At 65.1% G+C, this 22706-nt stretch carries 18 protein-coding genes and 2 tRNA genes; 13 read left to right on the forward strand and 7 right to left on the reverse strand.

The window, feature by feature from the left end; all coding sequences use genetic code 11:
• The first annotated feature begins 75 nt into the window (after nt 1–75).
• Nucleotides 76–3525 carry a M10 family metallopeptidase C-terminal domain-containing protein gene (locus Q5701_RS06140; protein WP_306754393.1) on the forward strand — a complete coding sequence of 1150 codons (3450 nt, stop codon included), beginning with the start codon at nt 76–78 and terminating at the stop codon, nt 3523–3525.
• A gap of 5 nt (nt 3526–3530) precedes the next feature.
• Here Q5701_RS06140 and queG read toward each other — a convergent pair whose 3' ends face one another.
• The 4 genes from queG to Q5701_RS06160 form a co-directional block, all read right to left on the reverse strand.
• A complete protein-coding gene (gene queG, locus Q5701_RS06145; RefSeq protein WP_373568619.1) occupies nt 3531–4541 on the reverse strand; it encodes a tRNA epoxyqueuosine(34) reductase QueG in 1011 nt (336 codons plus the stop codon).
• Between the two features lie 58 nt (nt 4542–4599).
• Complete coding sequence (gene fzlA, locus Q5701_RS06150; RefSeq protein ID WP_234854763.1) at nt 4600–5286, reverse strand: FtsZ-binding protein FzlA; 687 nt, start codon at nt 5284–5286, stop codon at nt 4600–4602.
• 80 nt (nt 5287–5366) lie between these two features.
• Complete coding sequence (mtgA, locus tag Q5701_RS06155) at nt 5367–6077, reverse strand: monofunctional biosynthetic peptidoglycan transglycosylase (RefSeq protein ID WP_306754395.1); 711 nt, start codon at nt 6075–6077, stop codon at nt 5367–5369.
• Between the two features lie 33 nt (nt 6078–6110).
• Entirely contained in the window at nt 6111–6632 is a 522-nt protein-coding gene (locus Q5701_RS06160; protein WP_306754398.1) for a DUF1269 domain-containing protein, read from the reverse strand.
• Between the two features lie 142 nt (nt 6633–6774).
• Here Q5701_RS06160 and Q5701_RS06165 point away from each other — a divergent pair, with 142 nt between their 5' ends.
• Nucleotides 6775–7083: a hypothetical protein gene (locus tag Q5701_RS06165; protein ID WP_306754399.1), complete on the forward strand. Its 309-nt coding sequence runs from the start codon at nt 6775–6777 to the stop codon at nt 7081–7083.
• A gap of 87 nt (nt 7084–7170) precedes the next feature.
• Complete coding sequence (locus Q5701_RS06170) at nt 7171–7617, forward strand: DoxX family protein (protein WP_234854767.1); 447 nt, start codon at nt 7171–7173, stop codon at nt 7615–7617.
• An 89-nt stretch (nt 7618–7706) separates the two neighbouring features.
• On the opposite strand, the gene Q5701_RS06175 is transcribed toward Q5701_RS06170, so the two are convergent.
• A tRNA-Leu gene (locus tag Q5701_RS06175) sits at nt 7707–7791 on the reverse strand.
• A gap of 173 nt (nt 7792–7964) precedes the next feature.
• Between Q5701_RS06175 and Q5701_RS06180 the strand changes: the two genes are divergently transcribed.
• From Q5701_RS06180 to gltB, 5 genes are all read left to right on the forward strand, one after another.
• Nucleotides 7965–8951 (forward strand): complex I NDUFA9 subunit family protein, encoded by a 987-nt coding sequence (locus Q5701_RS06180; protein ID WP_306754400.1) that lies wholly within the window; start codon nt 7965–7967, stop codon nt 8949–8951.
• Nucleotides 8951–9754 carry an undecaprenyl-diphosphate phosphatase gene (locus Q5701_RS06185; RefSeq protein ID WP_373568620.1) on the forward strand — a complete coding sequence of 268 codons (804 nt, stop codon included), beginning with the start codon at nt 8951–8953 and terminating at the stop codon, nt 9752–9754. Before Q5701_RS06180 ends, Q5701_RS06185 begins: the two co-directional genes overlap by 1 nt.
• A 152-nt stretch (nt 9755–9906) precedes the next feature.
• Nucleotides 9907–11403, forward strand: a complete 1497-nt coding sequence (locus Q5701_RS06190) for an NAD(P)-dependent oxidoreductase (protein WP_306754401.1) — start codon at nt 9907–9909, stop codon at nt 11401–11403.
• An 8-nt stretch (nt 11404–11411) separates the two neighbouring features.
• Nucleotides 11412–12104: a hypothetical protein gene (locus Q5701_RS06195; protein WP_306754402.1), complete on the forward strand. Its 693-nt coding sequence runs from the start codon at nt 11412–11414 to the stop codon at nt 12102–12104.
• Between the two features lie 2 nt (nt 12105–12106).
• Nucleotides 12107–16645: a glutamate synthase large subunit gene (gene gltB, locus Q5701_RS06200; RefSeq protein ID WP_306754403.1), complete on the forward strand. Its 4539-nt coding sequence runs from the start codon at nt 12107–12109 to the stop codon at nt 16643–16645.
• A 142-nt stretch (nt 16646–16787) separates the two neighbouring features.
• Here gltB and Q5701_RS06205 read toward each other — a convergent pair.
• Nucleotides 16788–16863: transfer RNA gene (locus tag Q5701_RS06205), tRNA-Lys, on the reverse strand.
• Between the two features lie 85 nt (nt 16864–16948).
• Between Q5701_RS06205 and dapF the strand changes: the two genes are divergently transcribed.
• The gene (gene dapF, locus Q5701_RS06210; protein WP_306754404.1) at nt 16949–17788 is read left to right on the forward strand and encodes a diaminopimelate epimerase; all 840 of its coding nucleotides are present in this window, start codon (nt 16949–16951) and stop codon (nt 17786–17788) included.
• A complete protein-coding gene (mtaB, locus tag Q5701_RS06215) occupies nt 17785–19038 on the forward strand; it encodes a tRNA (N(6)-L-threonylcarbamoyladenosine(37)-C(2))-methylthiotransferase MtaB (RefSeq protein WP_306754406.1) in 1254 nt (417 codons plus the stop codon). Before dapF ends, mtaB begins: the two co-directional genes overlap by 4 nt.
• 23 nt (nt 19039–19061) lie before the next feature.
• Here the strand turns inward: mtaB and Q5701_RS06220 are convergent, their stop codons facing one another.
• A complete protein-coding gene (locus Q5701_RS06220) occupies nt 19062–19898 on the reverse strand; it encodes a universal stress protein (RefSeq protein WP_306754408.1) in 837 nt (278 codons plus the stop codon).
• 197 nt (nt 19899–20095) lie between these two features.
• Here Q5701_RS06220 and ccoN point away from each other — a divergent pair, with 197 nt between their 5' ends.
• Genes ccoN through Q5701_RS06235 form a run of 3 tightly spaced genes read left to right on the forward strand, consistent with a single transcriptional unit; the run spans nt 20096 to nt 22638 of the window.
• Complete coding sequence (gene ccoN / locus Q5701_RS06225) at nt 20096–21700, forward strand: cytochrome-c oxidase, cbb3-type subunit I (RefSeq protein ID WP_306754410.1); 1605 nt, start codon at nt 20096–20098, stop codon at nt 21698–21700.
• A gap of 13 nt (nt 21701–21713) precedes the next feature.
• Nucleotides 21714–22439: a cytochrome-c oxidase, cbb3-type subunit II gene (ccoO, locus tag Q5701_RS06230; RefSeq protein WP_234854776.1), complete on the forward strand. Its 726-nt coding sequence runs from the start codon at nt 21714–21716 to the stop codon at nt 22437–22439.
• A 10-nt stretch (nt 22440–22449) separates the two neighbouring features.
• Entirely contained in the window at nt 22450–22638 is a 189-nt protein-coding gene (locus Q5701_RS06235; RefSeq protein WP_234854777.1) for a cbb3-type cytochrome c oxidase subunit 3, read from the forward strand.
• Nucleotides 22639–22706: the final 68 nt, after the last annotated feature.

Below are 22706 nucleotides of genomic sequence, written 5' to 3' on the forward strand. Positions count from 1 at the left end.
GGCCGTGGATTAAGGTTCTGTTAGCGTATCGCCCCGTGTCGGGCCTGCTGCCAAAATGCGCGTCGGACAAACCAGATGATCTCGTATCGCCACATCGTCACCTATGGGACCGGCCAGCATCGCTGGCTGTCGAATGTGACCGACCTGGCGCTGGCGGGTATCGGCGCGGAATGGATGCTGTTTGCCGTGAATGCCACCGGCGGGGTCAGCACATATCGCCTGGGCGATCCCCTGACACCCCTGGAACGGGGATCGGCGGCGGAATTTCCGGCGAATTTCACCTATAACGCCCGACCCGTCCTGACCGTCTTGGGCGAGGCGGGCGGCGGCGACTTGCTGGTTGCGGGGATGACCGGCGCGGGCGTGGCGGGGCTGTCCTTTGACAGCCGGGGCCGTCTGGGCGAGCTGGGTCAACTGTTCCCGGCGGACCGGATCGGCGCGCGCCTGTCGGCCAGCGGCCAGGTGACCTGCGACGGGGGGCGGTTCCTGTTTTCCGCCCGCCCCGACAAGCTGGCGATCGAGGTGAACCGGATCAACGCCGACGGCAGCCTTTCCCCGGTCTCGACCGCCGCCCTGCCGATGCCCCCCGGCGTGGCCGAGGCGTCGTTGGACAAGATCATCGCGGTCATGGTCGATGGACAGCAACTGCTGGTGGCGATTTCGGGCTTGGGCAACTTCATCTCGACCCATGCCATCGGGGCCAACGGGGTCTTGGGCGCGGGGTCGCTGCATATCGCGGACGGGGGGATGGGCTATTACATCCCGTCGGACATCGCGGCGCTGCATTTCGGGGGGCGCAGCTTTGTGGTGGTGGCGGGGGCCACGTCGTCCTCGCTCTCGGTGTTCAGGCTGGACAAGACCGGCGCCCTGACCGCGACCGATCATGTCCTGGACGAACTGACGACGCGCTTCCAGTCGGTGACGGCCTTGGCCACGGCGGCGGTGGATGGGCGCGGCTACGTGATTGCAGGCGGCGCGGACGGGGGGATCAGCGTTTTTACCCTGCTGCCCGACGGCAGGCTGTTGCATCTGCAAACTATTGTCGATGCCAATGACACGACCCTGGGCCGGGTTAGCGCAATCGAGGCCGTGGTGATCGCGGGCCAGATCGTGCTGCTGGTCACATCCGGCGGGGAAACGGGGGTGACGCAGCTTGTCATCGACCCCGGCGATACGGGCGGCACCGGCTTTGCCGGGGCAGGCGTGGCTGGGGGATCGGCGCGCGACGATCTTCTGGTGGCGACGCCTGCGACCACGCATCTGCAAGGGGGCGCGGGCGACGACATCCTGGTCACTGCCAAGGCCAACATCATCCTGACCGGCGGGGACGGGGCCGATGTCTTTGCCCTGACCCGGTTCGATGGCCGGGTGACCATCACCGATTACGAGGCGGGCATCGACCGGCTGGATCTGTCGATGCTGGGCATGATCCGCAGCATCTGGCAATTGAATTTCGCGCCGCAGCCCTGGGGGATGCGGATCCTTTACGGCAATTCCATCCTGGAAATCCGCACCCGCGACGGCAAGGCCCTGCTGCCCACTGATTTCGGCAACGGCCTGTTTCCCGTCGCCCATTACGGGCTGCCCGCCCTTGACCCCGTGAAGATCGAAACCCCGCCCAGCACAGTTGGCACCTTCATTTTCGGCACCGAGGCGGCCGATCAACTGCTGGGGGCGGGCGGGGGCGATTCGATCCAGGCGGGCGGGGGCAACGACACGGTTTCGGCGGGGGCGGGAAACGATACCGTGCAGGGACAGGCGGGCAACGACCTGCTGCGCGGGGGCAGCGGCGCGGACCAGGTGCTGGGCGGGGCAGGCAACGACACCCTGTTCGGGGACGAGGGCAATGACAGCCTTTTGGGCGACGACGGCAACGACCTGATCTATGGGGGCCTTGACCACGACACCCTGCGCGGTGCCAGCGGAAACGACCGCCTGTATGGCGGCGGGGGCAACGACAGCCTGCAGGGGGATGCGGGCGACGACACCCTGTCGGGCGAGGACGGCAACGATCGGCTGGAGGATGTGTCAGGCAACAATCACCTGCTGGGCGGTGCGGGCAACGACACGCTGATCGCGGGTCTGGGGTCCGATTACCTGTATGGCCATGACGGCAACGATCTTTTGCAAGGCGGAGCCGGCAATGACCGGCTGGAGGATGTGGCGGGCAACAACCACCTGATCGGAGACGCCGGCAACGACCTGCTGGTTGCGGGTGCGGGCCGTGACACGCTGCGCGGGGGCACGGGCCGCGACTCGCTGCGGGCTGGCGCGGGCGACGACCTGTTGTGGGGCGATGCCGACGACGATCACCTGATGGGCGAGGCAGGTGCCGATATCCTGGACGGCGGATCTGGCAACGACATTCTTTATGGCGGGTCGGGGAATGACCGGCTGAACGGGAATTTGGGGAACGACACGTTGTATGGCCAGGATGGCAACGACGCGCTGACCGACCTGTCGGGCAGCAACCGGCTGCTGGGGGAAGGGGGCAACGACACCCTGCGCGGTGGCGCGGGGCAGGATTGGCTTTATGGCGGGACGGACAATGATTCCCTGCTGGGCGGGGACGGCGACGACCGCCTGTGGGGCGATGCCGGAAACGACCGGCTGCTGGGCGAGGGGGGAAACGACCTTCTGCTGGACCTGCTGGGCAACAACCACCTGGACGGCGGATCGGGCAATGACGGGCTGAAGGCAGGCACCGGACAGGACACGCTGCTGGGGGGCAGCGGCAACGATCTTTTGCAGGCGGGGTCGGGCAACGATGTCCTGGACGGCAGCGCGGGCAATGACACCCTGCATGCCGAGGCGGGAAACGACCTGCTGACCGACTTGTGGGGCAACAACCTCCTTTGGGGCGGCGGGGGCAATGACCGCCTGACCGCCGGCGCCGGTCATGACAAGCTGCATGGCGATGCCGGGAACGATATCCTGAACGGCGGCGGTGGCAATGACGGGCTGCGCGGCGGGTTGGGCAATGACCGGCTGCTGGGACAATCGGGCAATGACAGCATCCGGGGGGACGGGGGCAACGATTCGCTGTGGGGCGACGCGGGGAACGATCTTCTTTATGGGGGCTTGGGCAACGATGCCCTTTGGGGTGGCGCGGGTTCCGACCGGCTGTGGGGCGACGCCGGCAACGATGTCCTGAACGGCGGCGATCTTCGCGACATCCTGTTCGGCGGGCTTGGCAACGACACGCTGATCGGCGGGGGCGGCAACGACGGGATGTCGGGCGGCGCCGGCGCGGACGTGTTCCGTTTCATGTCCTGGCGTGACAGCACCACGGCGGCGGCCGACATCATCCATGATTTCCGGGCAAACAGCGACCGGCTGGACCTGCGCGCCATTGGCTTGGGCTATGTCGACGATTCGCAGTTCACTGCGGCACGCCAGGTCCGCTGGCAGCACGTCGGCGCCGAGACGCGGGTTCTGGCCGACCTGAACGGCGATGGAAAGGCGGATTTCCTGCTGCGGCTTTCGGGCCATATCGACCTGGACCGCGGCGATTTCCTGTTGTGACGCCTTCAGGCCCCGGCCAGGCGTCCCGCCGCCCAAAGGGCCGCATCGGCCACGGCGGGATCAGGATCCTCCACCAACCCGCGCGCCAGATCCGCCAGCGCGGGATCGCCCGAATTGCCGATGGCATACAGGACATTGCGCACGAACCTGTCGCGCCCGATGCGCTTGATCGGGCTGCCCGAAAACCGCGCCCGAAAGCCTGCGTCGTCCAGGACCGCCAGTTCCGCCAGCGGCGGTGCGGCGACGATGCCGCGATAGCGCATTTCCGATCCCGCCTGGGCAAACTTGTTCCAGGGACACACGGCCAGGCAATCGTCGCAGCCATAGATTCGGTTGCCCATCATGGGACGCAGTTCGGGATCGACCGGGCCTTTATGCTCGATCGTCAGATAGGAAATGCAGCGCCGCGCATCCAGTTGATAGGGGGCGGGAAAGGCCCCGGTCGGGCAGGCGTCCAGGCAGGCACGGCAGGATCCGCAATGAGAAACCTCGGGCGCATCGGGGGGCAGGGGGATGGTGGTGAAGATCGACCCCAGGAAGAACCAGCTTCCCAGGTCGCGCGACAACAGGTTCGTGTGCTTGCCCTGCCAGCCCAGGCCCGCCGCCTGTGCCAGGGGCTTTTCCATGACCGGCGCGGTATCGACAAAGACCTTGATCTGTTCGCCTGGCACCTGCTCCAGCAGCCAGCGGCCAAGCTGTTTCAGCCGCTTCTTGACCAGGTCGTGATAATCGCGCCCTTGGGCATAAACGCTGATCGCCGCGCGGTCGGGCCGGTCCAGCACGGCCAGCGGATCGTGGTCAGGCGTGTACAGCTCGGCCAGGACGATCACCGATTTTGCCTCTGGCCACAGTTGGGCCGGATTGCCGCGCCAATGGGTCCGTTCGGCCATCCAGTCCATCTGGCCATGCCGCCCGGCATCCAGGAACTGCTGCAACCGCTCGGCCACTTGTGGGACCGCATCCGGGGTCGTGACCCGCATCTGGGAAAATCCGACCGCCTTCGATTCGGCAGCCACGCGCTCTTTCAGCTTGGCCCAAATATCCCGGGGGGTCTGGGGGGCTGGCCCCCCAGTTCTATCCGAAATCAAGCTCGGCATAATGGGGGGCGGGGTGAATCCCCGGAACCTGGTCGGCCAGGATCGACCGGAAGGCCGGGCGCGACTTGATCGTCGCATACCAGTCGCGCAGGCTGTCCGACCGGTCCCAGTCCACGTCCGAGATGTAATCCAGGCAAGAGAAATGCGCAGCCGCCGTGAAATCGGCCAGCGACAGGCTGTTGCCCGCCAGCCAGCGGCGGGTTTCCAGCAGCGTGGCGAGATAGTCGATATGCTCCTTGATCGCGCGCAGCCCGTCCTTGACCACCCGGCTGTCGGGATAGCCCTGGCGGGTAACCTTTTTCCACACGCGTTCCGTCAGGATGGGGGTCGTCACCTCGACGTTGAACTTGTCGTCGAACCAGGCGCACAGGCGGCGCACCTCGTGGCGCTCCAGCGGGGTGGCGGGCATCAAGGCGGGCTGGGGGACGGCCTCGTCCAGGTATTCGATGATCGCCTGGCTTTCGGCCAGCATGATGCCGCGATGGCGCAGGACCGGCAGCTTTCCGGCCGGGTTGCGGCGCTTCAGGTCGGGCGGGCTTTCCCAGTAACGCTCCTCGACCAGTTCGACCTCGATGCGCTTTTCGGCCAGCACCAGCCGAACCTTGCGGCAAAAGGGCGACAAGGGCGAATGGTAAAGCCGGGTGGTCTGGGTGTTGGTGTTCATCGCCTGCTTCAAGAATCCCTGCGTCGCAATCGGGCCTTGATAAGCCTGTGCCCGCCTTGTTTCAACCAAGACGGGCAGGCTTACAGGCAATTGGCGCGGCCGTCGCGCGCAATCGTCGCCGCCCCGTCGGCAATCGCACGGGACCGGGCCGAGGCGCGGCCGGGGCTGCGGGTCTTGGGCGCGGGCAGGACGGCGGCAAGCCGTGCGGCCTGAACCTTTGTCAGCTTGTCCGGGGTCGTGCCGAAATATTCGCGCGCCGCAGCCTCGATCCCGAAGATGCCGGGACCGAATTCGGCTACGTTCAGATAAACCTCCAGGATGCGGCGCTTGGACCAGAAGGCCTCGATCATGGGGGTAAAGGCGGTTTCAAGCGCCTTGCGCGCCCAGCTGCGACCTTGCCACAAAAACACGTTCTTGGCGGTCTGCTGGGTCAGGGTGGACGCGCCGCGCGTTGAACCCGATGCCACGACCTTGCGGATCTCGGTCATGTCGAAGCCCCAATGCGCGCAGAAATTCGCATCCTCGGCCGCCACGACCGACCGGCGCATGACGGGGGCGATATCCTCGATATCGGTCCAGGACCGGGGTTCGGTCGCCTCGGCCACGATGGTCCAGGTGGTTGGCGGATTGATCAAGGCATAGAACATCACCAGCCCGACCATCAGCGCCAGAAAGCGCAGCGCCAGCCAGCGTGCCCAGATCAGCAGGCGACGCAGGGGACGCCAGCGTATCGCTGGAATCCCCGTGTCGGCCTCGGCGGCGGGGGGGCTGAACAAAAGGCGAATGACCATGGGCCGCCGTGTCTCATGCAGCCCGGTCTTGCGTCAAGCGCCCGTGGCGGACGGTGCCGCCGTCGCGTCGCCCGACAGGGCATCGCGCAGCCGGTCCTCGTCCTGCTGGGACAGCGAGGTTTGCAGCAGGCGCCCCCGGCGGTGAAACGATTGCAGCCGGTCAAGTACCTTGTCGGCGGTCATCTTGCGCAACAGCACAAAGACCGCCGATCCGCCCGGCGGCAGGGCGCGGGCGGTGTCGCGCATGAAATCGTCGTTGATGCCGATATCGGTCAGCCGCCCGGCAAGCGCCCCGGATGCCGCCCCGACCGCCGCGCCGATCAGCGGGTTCAGGAACACCAGGCCGATCAGCGTCCCCCAGAAGCCGCCGCCAAGAGCGCCTGCCGCCGTCAGGTTCACCGCCTGGTGCAGGGTGAAGCCGTCTTCGCCCGCACGGGTGACGACAACCGCGTCCTCCATCTCGATCAGGTATTCCCCCTGCATCTTCACCAGTTCGGCGCGCAGTTCGAATCCGCTGGCTCCATCGTCGAAGGCAATGACGATCAGGTCCGACATGGTTTCCTCCTTGGGTCTGGCTGACAAAATGACCGTGGCATCGGCAGGTTCCAGCAATATGAACGGAGACGGCGAAAATCACTTGAAAACAGCAGGCTTGCTGCGCCATATCGGGCCATCCGCAACGACCCGGCCGCCAGGGATGAGAATTCTTGCCACATTGATCCTGATGGTATCGCTTCTGGCGATGTCTGTCACGGTGGCAAGCGCGGACATCACGCAGCCCCCGTGCAGTTCCCAGATCCGCGCTGACAATCTGTGCTATGCGGCAGGTATGCCCGGCAGTCAGGCCGAAATGGTCAAGAAACCCGGCGTCTGCTTTATCTGCCTGGCACCGGGCGGCGGCGTGATGGATGCGGCACGGCCGGGGTCGCAACTTCCTGTGGGCTTTGGCAAGGCCGTCCTGGCCGATGACCGCTGGACGCTTCCTTGGCGCCCGCCCCGCGCCTGATCTTCCGGCTGCATCAATCCTGCCCCACCCGGGGCAATGCTGTTATCCTTGCGCCGCGTTGCGGCCGCAAGTTCCAGGAGATCGACAATGACCCATTACACCACCGACACCCGCCTCATCATCCCGAAACTGCAGGGGCTTTATGCCGCTCTGGCACCGCTGACGGTGCTTTTCATGCGCCTGATCGCGGGCATCACCTTCATGGTCCATGGCTGGCCCAAGATCCTGGCGCCGATGGGCGCGGTCGGCATGGTCGAGGGGCTGGGCTTTTATCCCGGCTGGCTTTGGGCGCCGCTGCTGGCCGCGACCGAGTTCTTTGGCGGGCTGTTGCTGGCCCTGGGCCTGCTGACGCGTCCGGCGGCCTTTGCCACCTCCATCGTCCTGTGCGTCACGACCTATTTCCACTGGGTCGTTCAGGCCGAGGGATTCTCGGGGGCGGAAAAATCGCTGTTGTGGCTGGCGATCACGCTGTATTTCGTGGCCCATGGCGGCGGCAGGCTGTCTGTTGACCGGGCGATGGGCAAGCAGTTCTGACAACGGCGGGGCGGGCTTGGTCCCGCCCCAAATCTGACGGACAACAAGAAAAAGCCCCCGGAAAACAGAAGTTTTCCGGGGGCTTTTTATGGTGCCCAGAAGAGGACTCGAACCTCCACGCCTTGCGGCACACGGACCTGAACCGTGCGCGTCTACCAATTCCGCCATCTGGGCCAACTGGTGTGGGCGGGTCTCTAAAGCCAGTCGCGGGGGGCGTCAATGGGGGTGGGGCAGAAATCTTGCGAAAATCCATCCGCTGTCCCCGCGCCCCCGCCGCCCGCCTTGTCGCGGCCCGCGCGCGGGGGTATGGAACGGACGGATATCGGCATGAAGGAGGCGAAACGCCCATGGCGAAACTGGTCACGATCTATGGCGGTTCGGGCTTTGTCGGCCGGCACGTCGCCCGTCAGATGGCCAAGCGCGGCTGGCGCGTCCGCATTGCCGTCCGCCGCCCGGACGAGGCGCTGTTCACCCGCACCTATGGCGCGGTGGGCCAGGTCCAGCCGGTCCTGTGCAACATCCGCGACGACCTGTCCGTGCGCGCCGCGATGGCGGGGGCCGATGCCGTGGTGAACTGCGTCAATATCCTGGCCCCCAAGGGCAAGAGCAATTTCCAGACAGTGTTCGAGGACGGCGCCGAACGGATCGCCCGCCTGTCAGTCGAGATGGGCGTTTCGCGCATGATCCATATCTCGGGCCTGGGGGTCGATCCCGAATCGGACAGCCCTTATATCGCGACCAAGGCACGGGGCGAATCGTCGGTGCTGAAGCATCGCCCCGATGCGGTGATCCTGCGGCCTTCCGTCATTTTCGGGCAGGGCGACAATTTCTATAACCGCTTTGCCGCCATGACGCGCCTCGGCCCGGTGTTGCCGGTGATCGGCGGCAAGACCCGGCTGCAGCCGGTCTTTGTCGATGACGTGGCGCTTGCCGTCGTCAAGGGCGCGACGGGCGAGGCCGCGCCCGGCATCTATGAACTGGGCGGTCCCGACGTGATGACCGTGAAAGAGGTCGCGGACCAGGTTCTGCGCACCACGATGCGTCGGCGCGGCGTGGTGAACCTGCCCTTCTGGTTCGCGAACCTGGGCGCGCGGATGCTGGGCATCGCGCAATTCGTGACCGGCGGGTTGTTCACCAATTCCCTGTTGACGCGCGACCAGATCGCCCTGCTGCGCACCGACAACGTCGTGTCGCCCAGCGCCCGGGGTTTTGCGGATCTGGGTATCCAGCCCGTCGCGTCGGATGCGGTGATCGAAGACTATCTGTGGCGGTTCCGTCCTTCGGGGCAATATGATGCGATCAAGCAATCGGCCAAGAACCTGCGCGCCGACTGATGGAATCCAACACGATCGTCGCCGCAGCCCTCGGGGTTCTCGAGGGGCTTACGGAGTTCATTCCGGTATCCTCGACCGGGCATATCCTGCTGGCAGGCCATTTCCTGGGCTTCGATTCCCCTGGCCGGTCGTTCGAGGTGCTGATCCAGCTGGGTGCGCTGCTGGCGATCCTGGGCGTCTATTCCACCCGGATCGTGCAAATCCTGTCGGCCGCGCCCCATGATCCCGCCGCGCGGCGGTTTCTGGGGGCGGTGCTGCTGGCCTTTCTGCCTGCGGCAGTGGTAGGCGCCTTTGCGCATGGCTTCATTAAGTCGGTACTGTTCGAAACGCCCATGCTGATCGCGGTCATGCTGATCCTGGGCGGGATCGTCCTTTTGTGGGTGGACCGCCGCGCCGACCACCCCATCTATGCGCGGGCCGAGGATTTGCCCCTGTCCGTGGCCTTCAGGATCGGCCTGTTCCAATGCGTGGCGATGATCCCCGGCGTGTCGCGGTCGGGCGCGACCATCGTGGGCGGGTTGCTGCTGGGCGCGGACAAGCGCGCGGCCGCCGAATTTTCCTTCTTTCTGGCGATGCCGACGATGTTCGGGGCATTCGCCCTGGATCTGTTCAAGAACCGTGACCTTCTGGATGCAAGCGCCCTGGGCAATATCGCCGTGGGCTTTGTGGCAGCCCTGGTCAGCGCGCTGATCGTGGTCCGCTGGCTGCTGAACTATGTATCGCAGCATGGCTATGCGCTGTTTGGCTGGTGGCGCATCATCATGGGCTGCGTTGTCCTGCTGGTGCTTTCCGTTTTTGGGTAACCTATTATGACCTAATTTTTGGGGGCGAAGCGAATTTATTTGACCTTGTTGCCATAAATATGGGGTTTAGGTCAGCATGGCTGACTTTTAATGGTTTTTGCCTTGGTTTATTGCGGCTGTGGAAGTTCCTGTCATTGGAAGGTCGCGCAGCCATGGCCACGCAGAAGATGCTCAAATTCGTCTCGACCCCGCGCGAAACGCCGATCAAGCGCCCCGCGACCGAACGCAGCGAGGATTTCCATGAGATTTATCGCGAATTTGCCGATGCCAAGGCTGCCGAGCAGGCCAGCCGCTGCAGCCAATGCGGCGTGCCTTATTGCCAGTCGCATTGTCCGCTGCACAACAACATCCCCGACTGGCTGCGCCTGACCGCCGAAGGCCGGCTGGAAGAGGCCTATCACGTCAGCCAGGCCACCAACACCTTTCCGGAAATCTGCGGCCGCATCTGTCCGCAGGACCGTTTGTGCGAAGGCAACTGCGTGATCGAACAGTCGGGCCATGGCACCGTCACCATCGGCTCGATCGAGAAATACATCACCGACACCGCCTGGGAGATGGGCTGGGTCAAGCCCGCCGCGCCTGTGGTGGAACGGGCCGAAAGCGTGGGCATCATCGGCGCGGGGCCGGGTGGCCTTGCCGCCGCCGATATGCTGCGCAGGCAGGGTTTCCAGGTCACGGTCTATGACCGCTATGACCGGGCGGGCGGGCTGATGACCTATGGCATCCCCGGCTTCAAGCTGGAAAAGGACGTGGTCATGCGCCGCAACGCATGGCTGGAAGACGGCGGCGTGGAATTCGTGCTGAACTGCAACGTGGGCCAGGACATCAGCTTTGACGCCATCCGGGGCAAGCATGACGCGGTGCTGATCGCCACGGGCGTTTACAAGACCCGCGACCTGGATCTGGACAATGCCGATGCGGGCGGGGTGGTGCGGGCCATCGACTATCTGACCGCCTCCAACAAGGTGGAATTCGGCGACGAGGTTCCCGATTACGACGATGGCGAACTGAACGCCCGGGGCAAGCGCGTGGTCGTGATCGGCGGCGGCGACACGGCCATGGACTGCGTGCGCACGGCGATCCGCCAGGGCGCGCTTTCGGTGAAATGCCTTTACCGCCGCGACCGCGCCAATATGCCGGGATCGCAGCGCGAGGTTCAGAACGCCGAGGAAGAAGGCGTCGAATTCGTCTGGATGTCGGCGCCGGGCAAGTTCATCGGCCATGTCACCGGCGATTTCGCCGCCAACCAGGAAGCCGACGTGGACGGTCCGGTGCGGACCGTCACGCAGATTGCCTCGGTCGGCATCCAGAAGATGCGCCTTGGCGCGCCGGATGTGACGGGCCGCCAGTCGCCCGAACTGATCGAGGGCGCGGATTACGACGAACCCGCCGACCTGGTCATCAAGGCCCTGGGCTTCGAGCCCGAGGATCTGCCAAAGCTGTGGGGCGTCGACGGGCTGGAGGTCACCCGCTGGGGCACCATCAAGGCCAATTTCCAGACCCACCAGACCAGCCTGCCGGGCGTCTTCGCCGTGGGCGACATCGTGCGCGGCGCCTCGCTGGTCGTCTGGGCGATCCGCGACGGGCGCGAGGCCGCCGAATCCATCGCCGGTTTCCTTACGGGCGAAGCCCGCATCGCGGCGGAATAGGGGCTGTGATGCTGCGGATCATCGCGCCACTGGGGTTTGCCTTGGCCGCGTCCGTCGGCCATGCCGCAAGCTTCACCCCGCCCAAGGGCTGCCAGTTGCAGGCCACGGTGCAGAACCGCGGCTGTTCGGTCACCCAGTATTACCAATGTTCCGCGGACCCCGCGGGTCATCAGCGCAGCGCCATCCTGGGCGAAGACGGGTTGCGCCACCTGTCGCGTATCGACGCCGAAACCCGCTGGATCGAAAGCAGCGATCCTAATACCGGGCTGGCCGATTTCCTGGTCGAACGGTCCAAGGACCATGCCAGCTTCCAGACCCTTCTGGAAACCGGCAAGGACGATTTTGATTTCTGGACCGAATCCAATACCGGCGAACGGCTTCGTCATGTGGGCCAGGATACCCTGACCGGCGAGACGGTCGACATCGACGGGCAGCCGCTGGAAGTGACCCGGTTCCAGTTGAAAACCTATGATGCCAGCGGCGAATTGCTGATCGAGCGCACCGGCCAGCAATTCATCAGCCGCAAGATGGGCCGCTTTTATGGCGGGGTGGAAACCCAGTCCGACTGGACCGGCCAGCGCCAGGAAACCAACGACAGCCCCGTCACCTTCGCCTTTCCCGGCGAGGAAGGCTTCGGGGAGGCCGAACCGAAATTCGACTGCGATCAGTTGCTGACGCAGCTTCTGCAAGAAAGGGCCTAGCGATGAGCAAGGATTGGCAGGAACAGGAACAGGCCCGCCGCGACTGGATGGCCCGCAACAGCCTGTACCGCGAGGAGGACGAGCATTCGTCCTGCGGCGTGGGTCTGGTGGTCAATATCGACGGCAAGCCCTCGCGCAAGGTCGTGCAGTCGGGCATCGACGCGTTGAAGGCGATCTGGCATCGCGGCGCGGTTGATGCGGATGGCAAGACTGGCGACGGCGCGGGCATCCATGTCCAGATCCCGGTGCCCTTCTTCTATGACCAGATCCGCCGCACCGGCCATGAACCCGACCAGTCCAAGCTGATCGCCGTGGGCCAGGTCTTCCTGCCTCGCACCAACTTTGCTGCCCAGGAAGCCTGCCGGACCATCGTGGAATCCGAAGTCCTGCGCATGGGCCATTACATCTATGGCTGGCGCCACGTCCCGGTGAACACGGCCGTTCTGGGCGAAAAGGCCAATGCGACACGGCCCGAGATCGAGCAGATCCTGATCCGCTGCGAAAAGGACATCGACCAGGTCCGGTTCGAGCGCGAGTTGTACATCATCCGCCGCCGCATCGAAAAAGCCGCCGTCGCAGCCCAGGTCGCGGGCCTGTATTTCTGTTCGCTGTCCTGCCGCTCGATCATCTACAAGGGCATGATGCTGGCCGAACAGGTCGCGGAATTCTATCCCGACCTCAAGGACGACCGCTTCGAGAGCGCGTTTGCGATCTATCACCAGCGGTATTCCACCAACACCTTCCCGCAATGGTGGCTGGCCCAGCCCTTCCGGATGCTGGCCCATAACGGCGAGATCAACACGCTGAAGGGCAACCTCAACTGGCTGCGCAGCCACGAGATCCGCATGGCATCCAGCGCCTTTGGCGAGGCGGCCGAGGATATCAAGCCGATCGTTCCCGCCGGGTCGTCGGACAGCGCCGCCCTGGATGCCGTGTTCGAGGTGATGGTCCGGTCGGGGCGTTCCGCGCCCATGACCAAGACCATGCTGGTCCCGGAAAGCTGGTCCAAGGCTACCACCGACATGCCCAAGGCCTGGGCCGATATGTATGCCTATTGCAACGCGGTGATGGAGCCTTGGGACGGTCCCGCCGCCCTGGCGATGACCGATGGCCGCTGGGTCTGCGGCGGGCTTGACCGCAACGGCTTGCGGCCCATGCGCTATGTCGTGACGACCGAGAACCTGCTGATCGCGGGATCCGAGGTCGGCATGGTCCCCGTGGACGAGATGAGCGTGCGCGAAAAGGGCGCGCTTGGCCCCGGCCAGATGATCGCCGTCGATATGTGGGACGGAAAGCTGTATCACGACGGCGCCATCAAGGACCGCCTGGCGTCCAGCCAGCCCTTTGGCGAATGGATCGAGAAGGTCGTGGACCTGAACGACATCATGCGCGAACTGCCCGAACGGACGCATTTCAGCGGCGACGACCTGCGCCGCCGCCAGACTGCGGCAGGTTACACGCTTGAGGAACTGGAGCACGTCCTTTCCCCCATGGCCGAGGACGGCAAGGAATCCATCGCATCCATGGGCGACGACACGCCGCCCGCGGTCCTGTCGAACCAGTACCGCCCGATGAGCCATTTCTTCCGGCAGAACTTTTCCCAGGTGACGAACCCGCCCATCGACAGCTTGCGCGAAACGCGGGTGATGTCGCTGAAGACGCGGTTCGGCAACCTCAAGAACGTGCTGGACGAAAGCAGCACCCAGACCGAGATCCTGATCCTGGAAAGCCCCTTCGTCGCCAACGGCGAGTTCGCGGAAATGTCGCGGATGTTCGGCGAGGCGGTAACGCGGATCGACTGCACCTTTCCCGACGACGCAGGGTCCGAGGCCCTAGCCGAAGGCCTGGCCCGCATCCGGGCCGAGGCAGAGGATGCCGTGCGGTCTGGCGCGGGCCATCTGGTGCTGACGGACGAGGCGCAGGGTGCGGCGCGCGTCGCCATGCCGATGATCCTGGCCACCAGTGCGGTCCATTCCTGGCTGACCCGCAAGGGATTGCGGACCTTCTGTTCGCTGAACGTGCGGTCCGCCGAATGCATCGATCCGCATTACTTCGCGGTGCTGATCGGCTGCGGCGCGACAACCGTGAACCCCTATCTGGCCCAGGATTCGATACAGGACCGGATCGAACGCGGCCTTCTGCCCGGCACGCTGATCGAGAATATGCGCCGCTATCGCGATGCGGTGGATGCGGGCCTTCTGAAGATCATGGCCAAGATGGGGATTTCCGTGATCTCGTCCTATCGCGGCGGCCTCAACTTCGAGGCCGTGGGCCTGTCGCGCGCGATGGTCGCCGAATACTTCCCCGGAATGCATTCCCGCATCAGCGGCATCGGATTGCACGGGTTGCAGGCCAAGGTCGAGGGCCTGCATCACAAGGCCTTCCACGCGGGCGGGGTGGATCTTCTGCCGGTCGGCGGCTTCTACAAGATGCGGCGAACGGGCGAAAAGCACGCCTGGGAAGCCAGCACCATGAAGCTGCTGCAGGTGGCCTGCGACCGCGCCTCCTATGACGTGTGGAAGCAATACAGCGCCACCATGCGGGCCAACCCCCCGATCCACATCCGCGACCTTCTGGACATCAAGGCCCTGGGCAAGCCCGTGCCCATCGAGGAAGTGGAATCGATCACCTCGATCCGCAAGCGGTTCGTGACGCCGGGGATGTCGCTGGGGGCGCTGTCACCCGAGGCGCACATGACGCTGAATATCGCCATGAACCGCATCGGCGCGAAATCCGACAGCGGCGAAGGCGGCGAGGATCCGGCGCACAGCCACCCGCTGCCCAATGGCGACAACCCTTGCGCCAAGATCAAGCAGGTGGCCTCGGGCCGCTTCGGCGTCACCGCCGAATACCTGAACGCCTGCGAGGAACTGGAGATCAAGGTGGCCCAGGGCGCAAAGCCAGGCGAGGGCGGGCAGTTGCCGGGCATGAAGGTCACGGACCTGATCGCGCGCCTGCGCCATTCGACCAAGGGCGTGACGCTGATCTCGCCCCCGCCGCATCACGACATCTATTCGATCGAGGACTTGGCGCAGCTGATCTATGACCTCAAGCAGATCAACCCGCGCGCCAAGATCACCGTGAAGCTGGTGGCGTCTTCGGGCGTCGGCACGATCGCTGCGGGCGTGGCCAAGGCCAAGGCCGACATCATCCTGATCTCGGGCCACAATGGCGGCACCGGGGCCAGCCCCGCCACCTCGATCAAGTTCGCGGGCCTGCCGTGGGAGATGGGCCTGACCGAGGCGCATCAGGTCCTGGCGATGAACCGGCTGCGCGAACGCGTGACGCTGCGCACCGACGGGGGCTTGCGCACGGGCCGCGACATCGTGATGGCCGCGATGATGGGGGCCGAGGAATACGGCATCGGCACCGCCGCCCTGATCGCGATGGGCTGCATCATGGTCCGCCAGTGCCAGTCGAACACCTGCCCGGTGGGCGTCTGCACCCAGGACGAACGCCTGCGCGCCATGTTCACCGGATCGGCCGACAAGGTGGTGAACCTGATCACCTTCTATGCACAAGAGGTGCGCGAGATCCTAGCCTCCATCGGTGCGCGGTCCATCGACGAGATCATCGGCCGCGCGGATCTGCTGACCCAGGTCAGCCGGGGCGCCGCGAACCTGGACGACCTGGACCTGAACCCGTTGCTGATCACCGTCGATGGCGCGGACAAGATCGTCTATGACCGCACCAAGCCGCGCAACGCGGTGCTGGACACGCTGGACAGCGAGATCGTCAAGGACGCCGCCCGCTTCTTCGAGGATGGCGAGAAGATGCAACTGTCCTACGCGGTCAGGAACACGCACCGGACCATCGGCACGCGCACCTCGTCGCTGATCGTGCAGAAGTTCGGGATGCGCAACACGCTGCAACCCGACCACCTGACGATCCGCCTGACCGGTTCCGCAGGCCAGTCGCTGGGCGCGTTTGCCGCGCCGGGGCTTAAGATCGAGGTATCGGGCGATGCCAACGATTATGTGGGCAAGGGCCTGTCGGGCGGCACCATCGTGGTGCGCCCGCCGATGGCAAGCCCGCTGGTCGCGGCGGAAAACACCATCATCGGCAACACGGTGCTTTATGGTGCAACCGACGGTTTCCTGTTCGCGGCGGGCCGCGCCGGGGAACGCTTCGGGGTGCGCAACAGCGGCGCCAAGGTTGTGATCGAGGGCTGCGGGTCGAACGGTTGCGAATACATGACCGGCGGCGTGGCGGTGATCCTGGGCCGGATCGGCGCGAACTTCGGCGCGGGCATGACCGGCGGCATGGCTTACCTCTATGACCCGCAGGGGGTGGCGCGCGACTATATCAACACCGAAACGCTGGTGTTGTGCGCCGTGACCAAGGACCATTGGGAAGGGCAGTTGAAGGGCCTGATCGAACGGCACCTCAAGGAAACCGGATCGCGCCGCGCCGCCGAGATCCTGGCGGACTGGGAGGTCGAGAAGGCCAATTTCCTGCAGGTCTGTCCCAAGGAAATGCTGATCCACCTGCCGCATCCGATCATGGATGTCGAAGAGCCCACCGCCGTTCCGGCCGAATAGGCCGGGCGGCCCGACACCGATGCCGGGCGCGCAGCACTGCGCGCCCGATGACATTTGGGGGCAAGGGGTCTGGCAGCAGGGGCAGGGGGGCGGACAAAAGATCAGGGCCTGGGCATTTCGGCCCAGGCCCTTGATTTGTGAATGGTGAGCCCAACAGGATTCGAACCTGTGACCCACTGATTAAAAGTCAGTTGCTCTACCAACTGAGCTATGGGCCCAACACGGGCGTTTACTAGGGGGGGCGCCCGAGGGCGTCAAGCGGAAAAGTCAGCAGCACTGGCGGAAATTTTCCGCAGGGATTATATGGCCGCCATGAGCAGCACACCCACCCCCGGCCTGCCCTTCATGAAGATGCATGGGCTTGGCAATGATTTCGTCGTTCTGGATCTGCGCGGCGGGGGCACGGCCCCGGCGGCCGAGGTGATCGCGCGCATCGCGGATCGCAACCGGGGCGTGGGGTTCGATCAACTGGCGACCATCGAGGCGGACGAGGGGGCGGATGTCCGGCTGCGGTTCTGGAACGCGGACGGTTCGGTCAGTTCGGCCTGCGGCAATGCCACGCGCTGCATCGCGCGCCATGTCATGGACCAGACGGGCCGCGACCGGCTGAGCCTGCGCACCGATCACGCCATCCTGCTGGCCGAGGATGCAGGCGGCGGGGCGACACGCATCAACATGGGGCCGCCGGTGCTGGACTGGCGGGCGATCCCCTTGGCGCAGGATGTGGACATCGACCACCTGCCCATCCCCGGCGATCCCGTGGCGACCGGCATGGGCAACCCGCATATGACGGTCTTCGTGGAGGAGGCGGCAGCGGTCGATCTGGCGACCTTTGGTCCCGCGATGGAACATCATCCGCTGTATCCGCAGCGCACCAATGTGGAAGTCGTGCAAGTCGTTTCCCGCGACGAGATCATCCTGCGCATCTGGGAACGCGGGACCGGGCCGACGCTGGCATCGGGTTCCTGTTCCTGCGCCGCCGCCGTGGCTGCCGCCCGTCGCGGCCTGACCGGGCGGCGCGTCAGGGTGAACGTGCCGGGCGGCGTGCTGCTGATCCACTGGCGCGACGACGGGGTGTGGATGGAGGGGCCGACGGCCCATGTCTTTTCCGGCACCCTGACCCCCGAATGGCTGGCATCATGACCGCGCCCGTCTTTTCCACGCTGGGCTGCCGCCTGAACGCCTATGAAACCGAGGCGATGCGCGAGATGGCCGAGGCTGCCGGCCTGTCCGGCGCGGTTGTCGTCAACACCTGCGCCGTCACTGCCGAGGCCGTGCGCAAGGCCCGCCAGGAAATCCGCCGCCTGTCACGCGAAAACCCGGGCGCCCCGGTGATCGTGACCGGCTGCGCCGCCCAGACCGAACCCGAGACCTTTGCCGCCATGCCTGAGGTCACGCGGGTGATCGGCAACCACGAAAAGATGCAGCCCGAGACTTGGGCCAGCCTGCGCGCGCCCGACCTGATCGGGAATACCGAAAAGATCCGCGTCGATGACATCATGTCGGTGCGTGAAACGGCGGGCCACCTGATCGACGGATTCGGGCGGCACCGCGCCTATGTCCAGGTCCAGAACGGCTGCGACCACCGCTGCACCTTCTGCATCATCCCCTTCGGGCGCGGCAATTCCCGGTCGGTTCCGGCGGGCGTGGTGGTGGAACAGATCAAGCGTCTGGTCGGGCGCGGCTTCAACGAGGTCGTGCTGACCGGGGTGGACCTGACAAGCTGGGGCGCCGACCTGCCGGGCGGCCCGCGTCTTGGCGATCTGGTGATGCGGATCCTGCGGCTGGCGCCGGATCTGCCGCGCCTGCGCATCAGCAGCATCGATTCGATCGAGGCGGACGAGAACCTGATGCTGGCCATCGCCACGGAACCCCGCCTGATGCCGCATCTGCACCTGTCCTTGCAGGCGGGCGACGACATGATCCTGAAGCGGATGAAGCGCCGTCACGGGCGCGACGACGCGATCCGCTTCTGCGAGGAGGCGCGCCGGCTGCGCCCCGACATCGTCTTTGGCGCGGACATCATCGCGGGCTTTCCCACCGAAACCGATGCCATGTTCGACAACAGCGTCAAGCTGGTCGATGACTGCGGGCTGACCTTCCTGCACGTCTTTCCGTTTTCGCCCCGCAAGGGCACGCCCGCCGCCCGGATGCCCGCCGTCCAAGGCCCTGTGATCCGCGACCGCGCGGCCCGTTTGCGCAAGGCGGGCGAGGCCGCGCTGCGGCGCCACCTGGACGGGCAGATGGGCCGGATGCACAGCGTGCTGACCGAAGGCCCGCGCCTTGGCCGGACGGAACAGTTCACCGAGGTCGCCTTTGCACGCGACCAGCCCGAAGGCGCGCTGATGGACCTGCGCGTCACGGGCCATGACGGGGCGCGGCTGACCGCCTGACGCGCCCGCGCCCCGCGTCACCCTTAACGGGCCATGAAGACCGGCACCTTGGCCTTTTCCAGCATATTGCGCGTGGCCCCGCCCAGGATCGCCTGACGAAAGCGCGAATGGCCATAAGCGCCCATCACCACCAGATCGGCGGCAATTTCCCTGGCGCGGCGGTTCAGCTCCTCGCTCACGGTGGCGGCGGTGCGGGCCAGCACGGTGATGTCGGCATGGACGCCGTGGCGGTTGAGCATCTGCGCCAGGGGGGCGCCCGGTTCGGATCCGTCGGTGCCACCGCGGGGGTCGATCACCGTGATCTCGACCGAGCCTGCAGCCTGCAGCAACGGCAAGGCGCGGCGCACGGCCGCCAGGGCCTCGATGGACTGGTTCCAGGCGATCAGCACCTTGCCGGGGGGATCCGCGGGCAGGTCGGTGCCGGGCAGGACCAGGACCGGACAGCCGCCTTCGAACAGCGCCGCCTCGACCACGGCTTCGGCTTCCCCTGGGGCATCCTCGCCATAAGGGCGGGCGAGGACGGTCAGGTCGGAAAACCGCGCGCGCATCCCCACCAGGTTGGCGACGCCGCCGATCTGGGCCACCGCAGCCTCGGACGACCATCGCAGGTCGCTGTAGCGGGCCAGGTGCTGCCGGACCATCCGGTCCAGGGATCCAGCCTCGTCCATCGCCATGTCGATGGCGTCCTGGAAGGCATAGGGCATCCCGTTCGGGAAATAATAGCCGACCTGCGTGTGATCCAGCCCAAGGCTGAGGACCGACAGATGCCCATCCTCGCGCGCGGTCAGGGCCGCCGCCGCGTCAAGCTGCGGCAGTTGGCGGGCGTCGGACAGGACGGTCAGAATGCTTTTGTAACCCATGGCGGTCTCCTTCATCGGTCTGGCCAGAATGGCAGGGGCGCCACCGCGCGGCCTTGATCGGAATCAAACCGCCGAACTTGATGCAGATCAAGGTTTCGGAGGTCCCCGCCGCCTTATGCCGGGCGGCAACGAAGGAATCTGTCCGGCGGCGATTCGAGCCGCCCGGTCAGTCCGGCCAAGGGACGCGGGTGGAAGCCATGTGGAATTATGTAAAGCTGATCTTGCTGGGCTTGATCGCGCTGTTGGCCGCAATTGCCGCCAACATGGCGCGCGACCCGGCCTATATGGTCAATGCGATCGTTGTCATGCTGGTCGCGGGCGGGATGTTCATCTGGGCCTTGCGCCAGGTCGACGAACCCGCGCGCGTCATCGACCGGACGCAATATATGGACGACGTGGTCCGGTTTGGGGTGATCGCCACCACCTTCTGGGGCGTCGTGGGCTTTCTGGTGGGCGTGGTCATCGCCTTTCAGTTGGCCTTTCCGGCGCTGAACCTCTCGGAACTGACCCAGGGATACACCAACTTCGGCAAGCTGCGTCCGCTGCACACCAGTGCGGTGATCTTTGCCTTTGGCGGCAACGCGCTGATCGCGACCTCGTTCTATGTGGTGCAGCGCACAAGCGCCGCGCGTCTGTGGGGCGGGAACCTCGCATGGTTCGTGTTCTGGGGCTACAACCTGTTCATCGTGCTGGCCGCGACCGGCTATATCGCGGGTGCCACCCAGTCCAAGGAATATGCCGAACCCGAATGGTATGTGGACCTGTGGCTGACGATCGTCTGGGTCGCCTATCTGGCCGTGTTCCTGGGCACCGTGATCAAGCGCAAGGAACCCCACATCTACGTGGCCAACTGGTTCTACCTGGCCTTCATCATGACCATCGCGATGCTGCACATCGTCAACAACCTGTCGGTGCCCGTCAGCATCTTCGGTTCGAAATCCGTGCAGGTCTTCAGCGGTGTGCAGGACGCGATGGTGCAGTGGTGGTACGGCCACAACGCCGTGGGCTTCTTCCTGACCGCGGGTTTCCTGGGGATGATGTACTATTTCATCCCGAAACAGGCCGAGCGTCCGGTTTATTCCTACAAGCTGTCGATCATCCACTTCTGGGCGCTGATCTTCCTCTATATCTGGGCCGGTCCGCACCACCTGCATTACACCGCGCTGCCCGACTGGGCCTCGACGCTGGGAATGGTCTTCTCGATCATGCTGTGGATGCCCTCCTGGGGCGGCATGATCAACGGTCTGATGACCCTGTCCGGGGCCTGGGACAAGCTGCGCACCGACCCGATCCTGCGGATGATGGTGGTGGCCGTGGGCTTTTATGGCATGGCGACATTCGAAGGGCCAATGATGTCGATCAAGGCCGTGAACAGCCTGTCGCATTACACCGACTGGACCATCGGCCACGTCCATTCCGGCGCCCTTGGCTGGAACGGCATGATCACCTTTGGCGCGCTGTACTACCTGACGCCGCGCCTGTGGGGCCGGGAACGCCTCTACAGCCTGTCGCTGGTCTCCTGGCACTTCTGGTTGGCGACCATCGGCCTGGTTCTCTATGCCGCGTCCATGTGGGTGTCGGGGATCATGGAAGGCCTGATGTGGCGCGAAGTGGACAGCCAGGGCTTCCTGGTCAACGCCTTCGCCGACGCGGTCCAGGCCAAGTTCGCCATGAACGTGGTGCGTGCCCTGGGCGGTGTCCTGTTCCTCGCCGGTGGGATCATCATGGCCTACAACCTCTGGGCCACGGTGGCCCGCCAGCCCAAGGCCCATTCGACGGCCATCGGCGTGCCGGCCGAATAAGGGAACGCGAGCCATGCAAATTCTTGAAAAACACAAGATCCTCGAAAAGAACGCGACGCTTCTGCTGATCCTTTCCTTTATCGTCGTGACGATCGGCGGTTTGGTGCAGATCACGCCCCTGTTCTATCTGGAAAACACCATCGAGAAGGTGGAAGGGGTCCGCCCCTACACCCCACTGGAACTGGTGGGCCGCGACGTTTACGTCCGCGAAGGCTGCTATGTTTGCCACAGCCAGATGATCCGCCCCATGCGCGACGAGGTCGAGCGTTACGGCCATTACTCGCTGGCGGCTGAATCGATGTACGACCATCCGTTCCAATGGGGATCCAAGCGCACCGGGCCGGACCTTGCGCGCGTGGGCGGGCGCTATTCCGACGAATGGCACCTGGATCACCTGCGCGATCCCCAGGCCGTGGTGCCAGAGTCCATCATGCCGAAATACGGCTTCCTGATGGATCGGATCATCGGCCCGGAATATGTCCAGGACCGCGTGGAAACCGATGCCCTGGTGGGCGTGCCTTATTCCGAGGAAATGATCCTGGCCTCGGCCGAGGATTTCCGGGCGCAGGCCAACCCCGATGCCGATGCGTCCGGCCTTCAGGAACGCTATCCGGGCGCGCAGCAGCGCAACTTCGACCGCCAGCCGCAACTGACGGAAATGGACGCGCTGATCGCCTATCTGCAGGTGCTGGGCACGATGGTCGATTTCTCGACCTTCGAGCCGGATCCGACGCGGTAAGGGGGCTGTCATGGAAACCTACAGCTTCCTGCGCGGCCTGGCCGACAGTTGGGCGCTGCTGCTGCTGGTGCTGATCTTCCTGGGCGTGATCGTGTTCGTGTTCCGCCCCGGCGCCAGAAAGGCCCAGAAAGACGCAGCCGAAAGCATCTTCCGGCATGAAAATCGTCCCGCCGACGCGGATGAGAAGGAGGGCCGGTAATGGCCGAAGACAAGGACAAGCCCGTCGATCCGCACACCGATCCCGCCAATCCCGACAACCAGGTCAGC

It is taken from the genome of Paracoccus actinidiae (genome assembly GCF_030863885.1).
Taxonomy (GTDB): Bacteria; Pseudomonadota; Alphaproteobacteria; order Rhodobacterales; family Rhodobacteraceae; genus Paracoccus; species Paracoccus everestensis.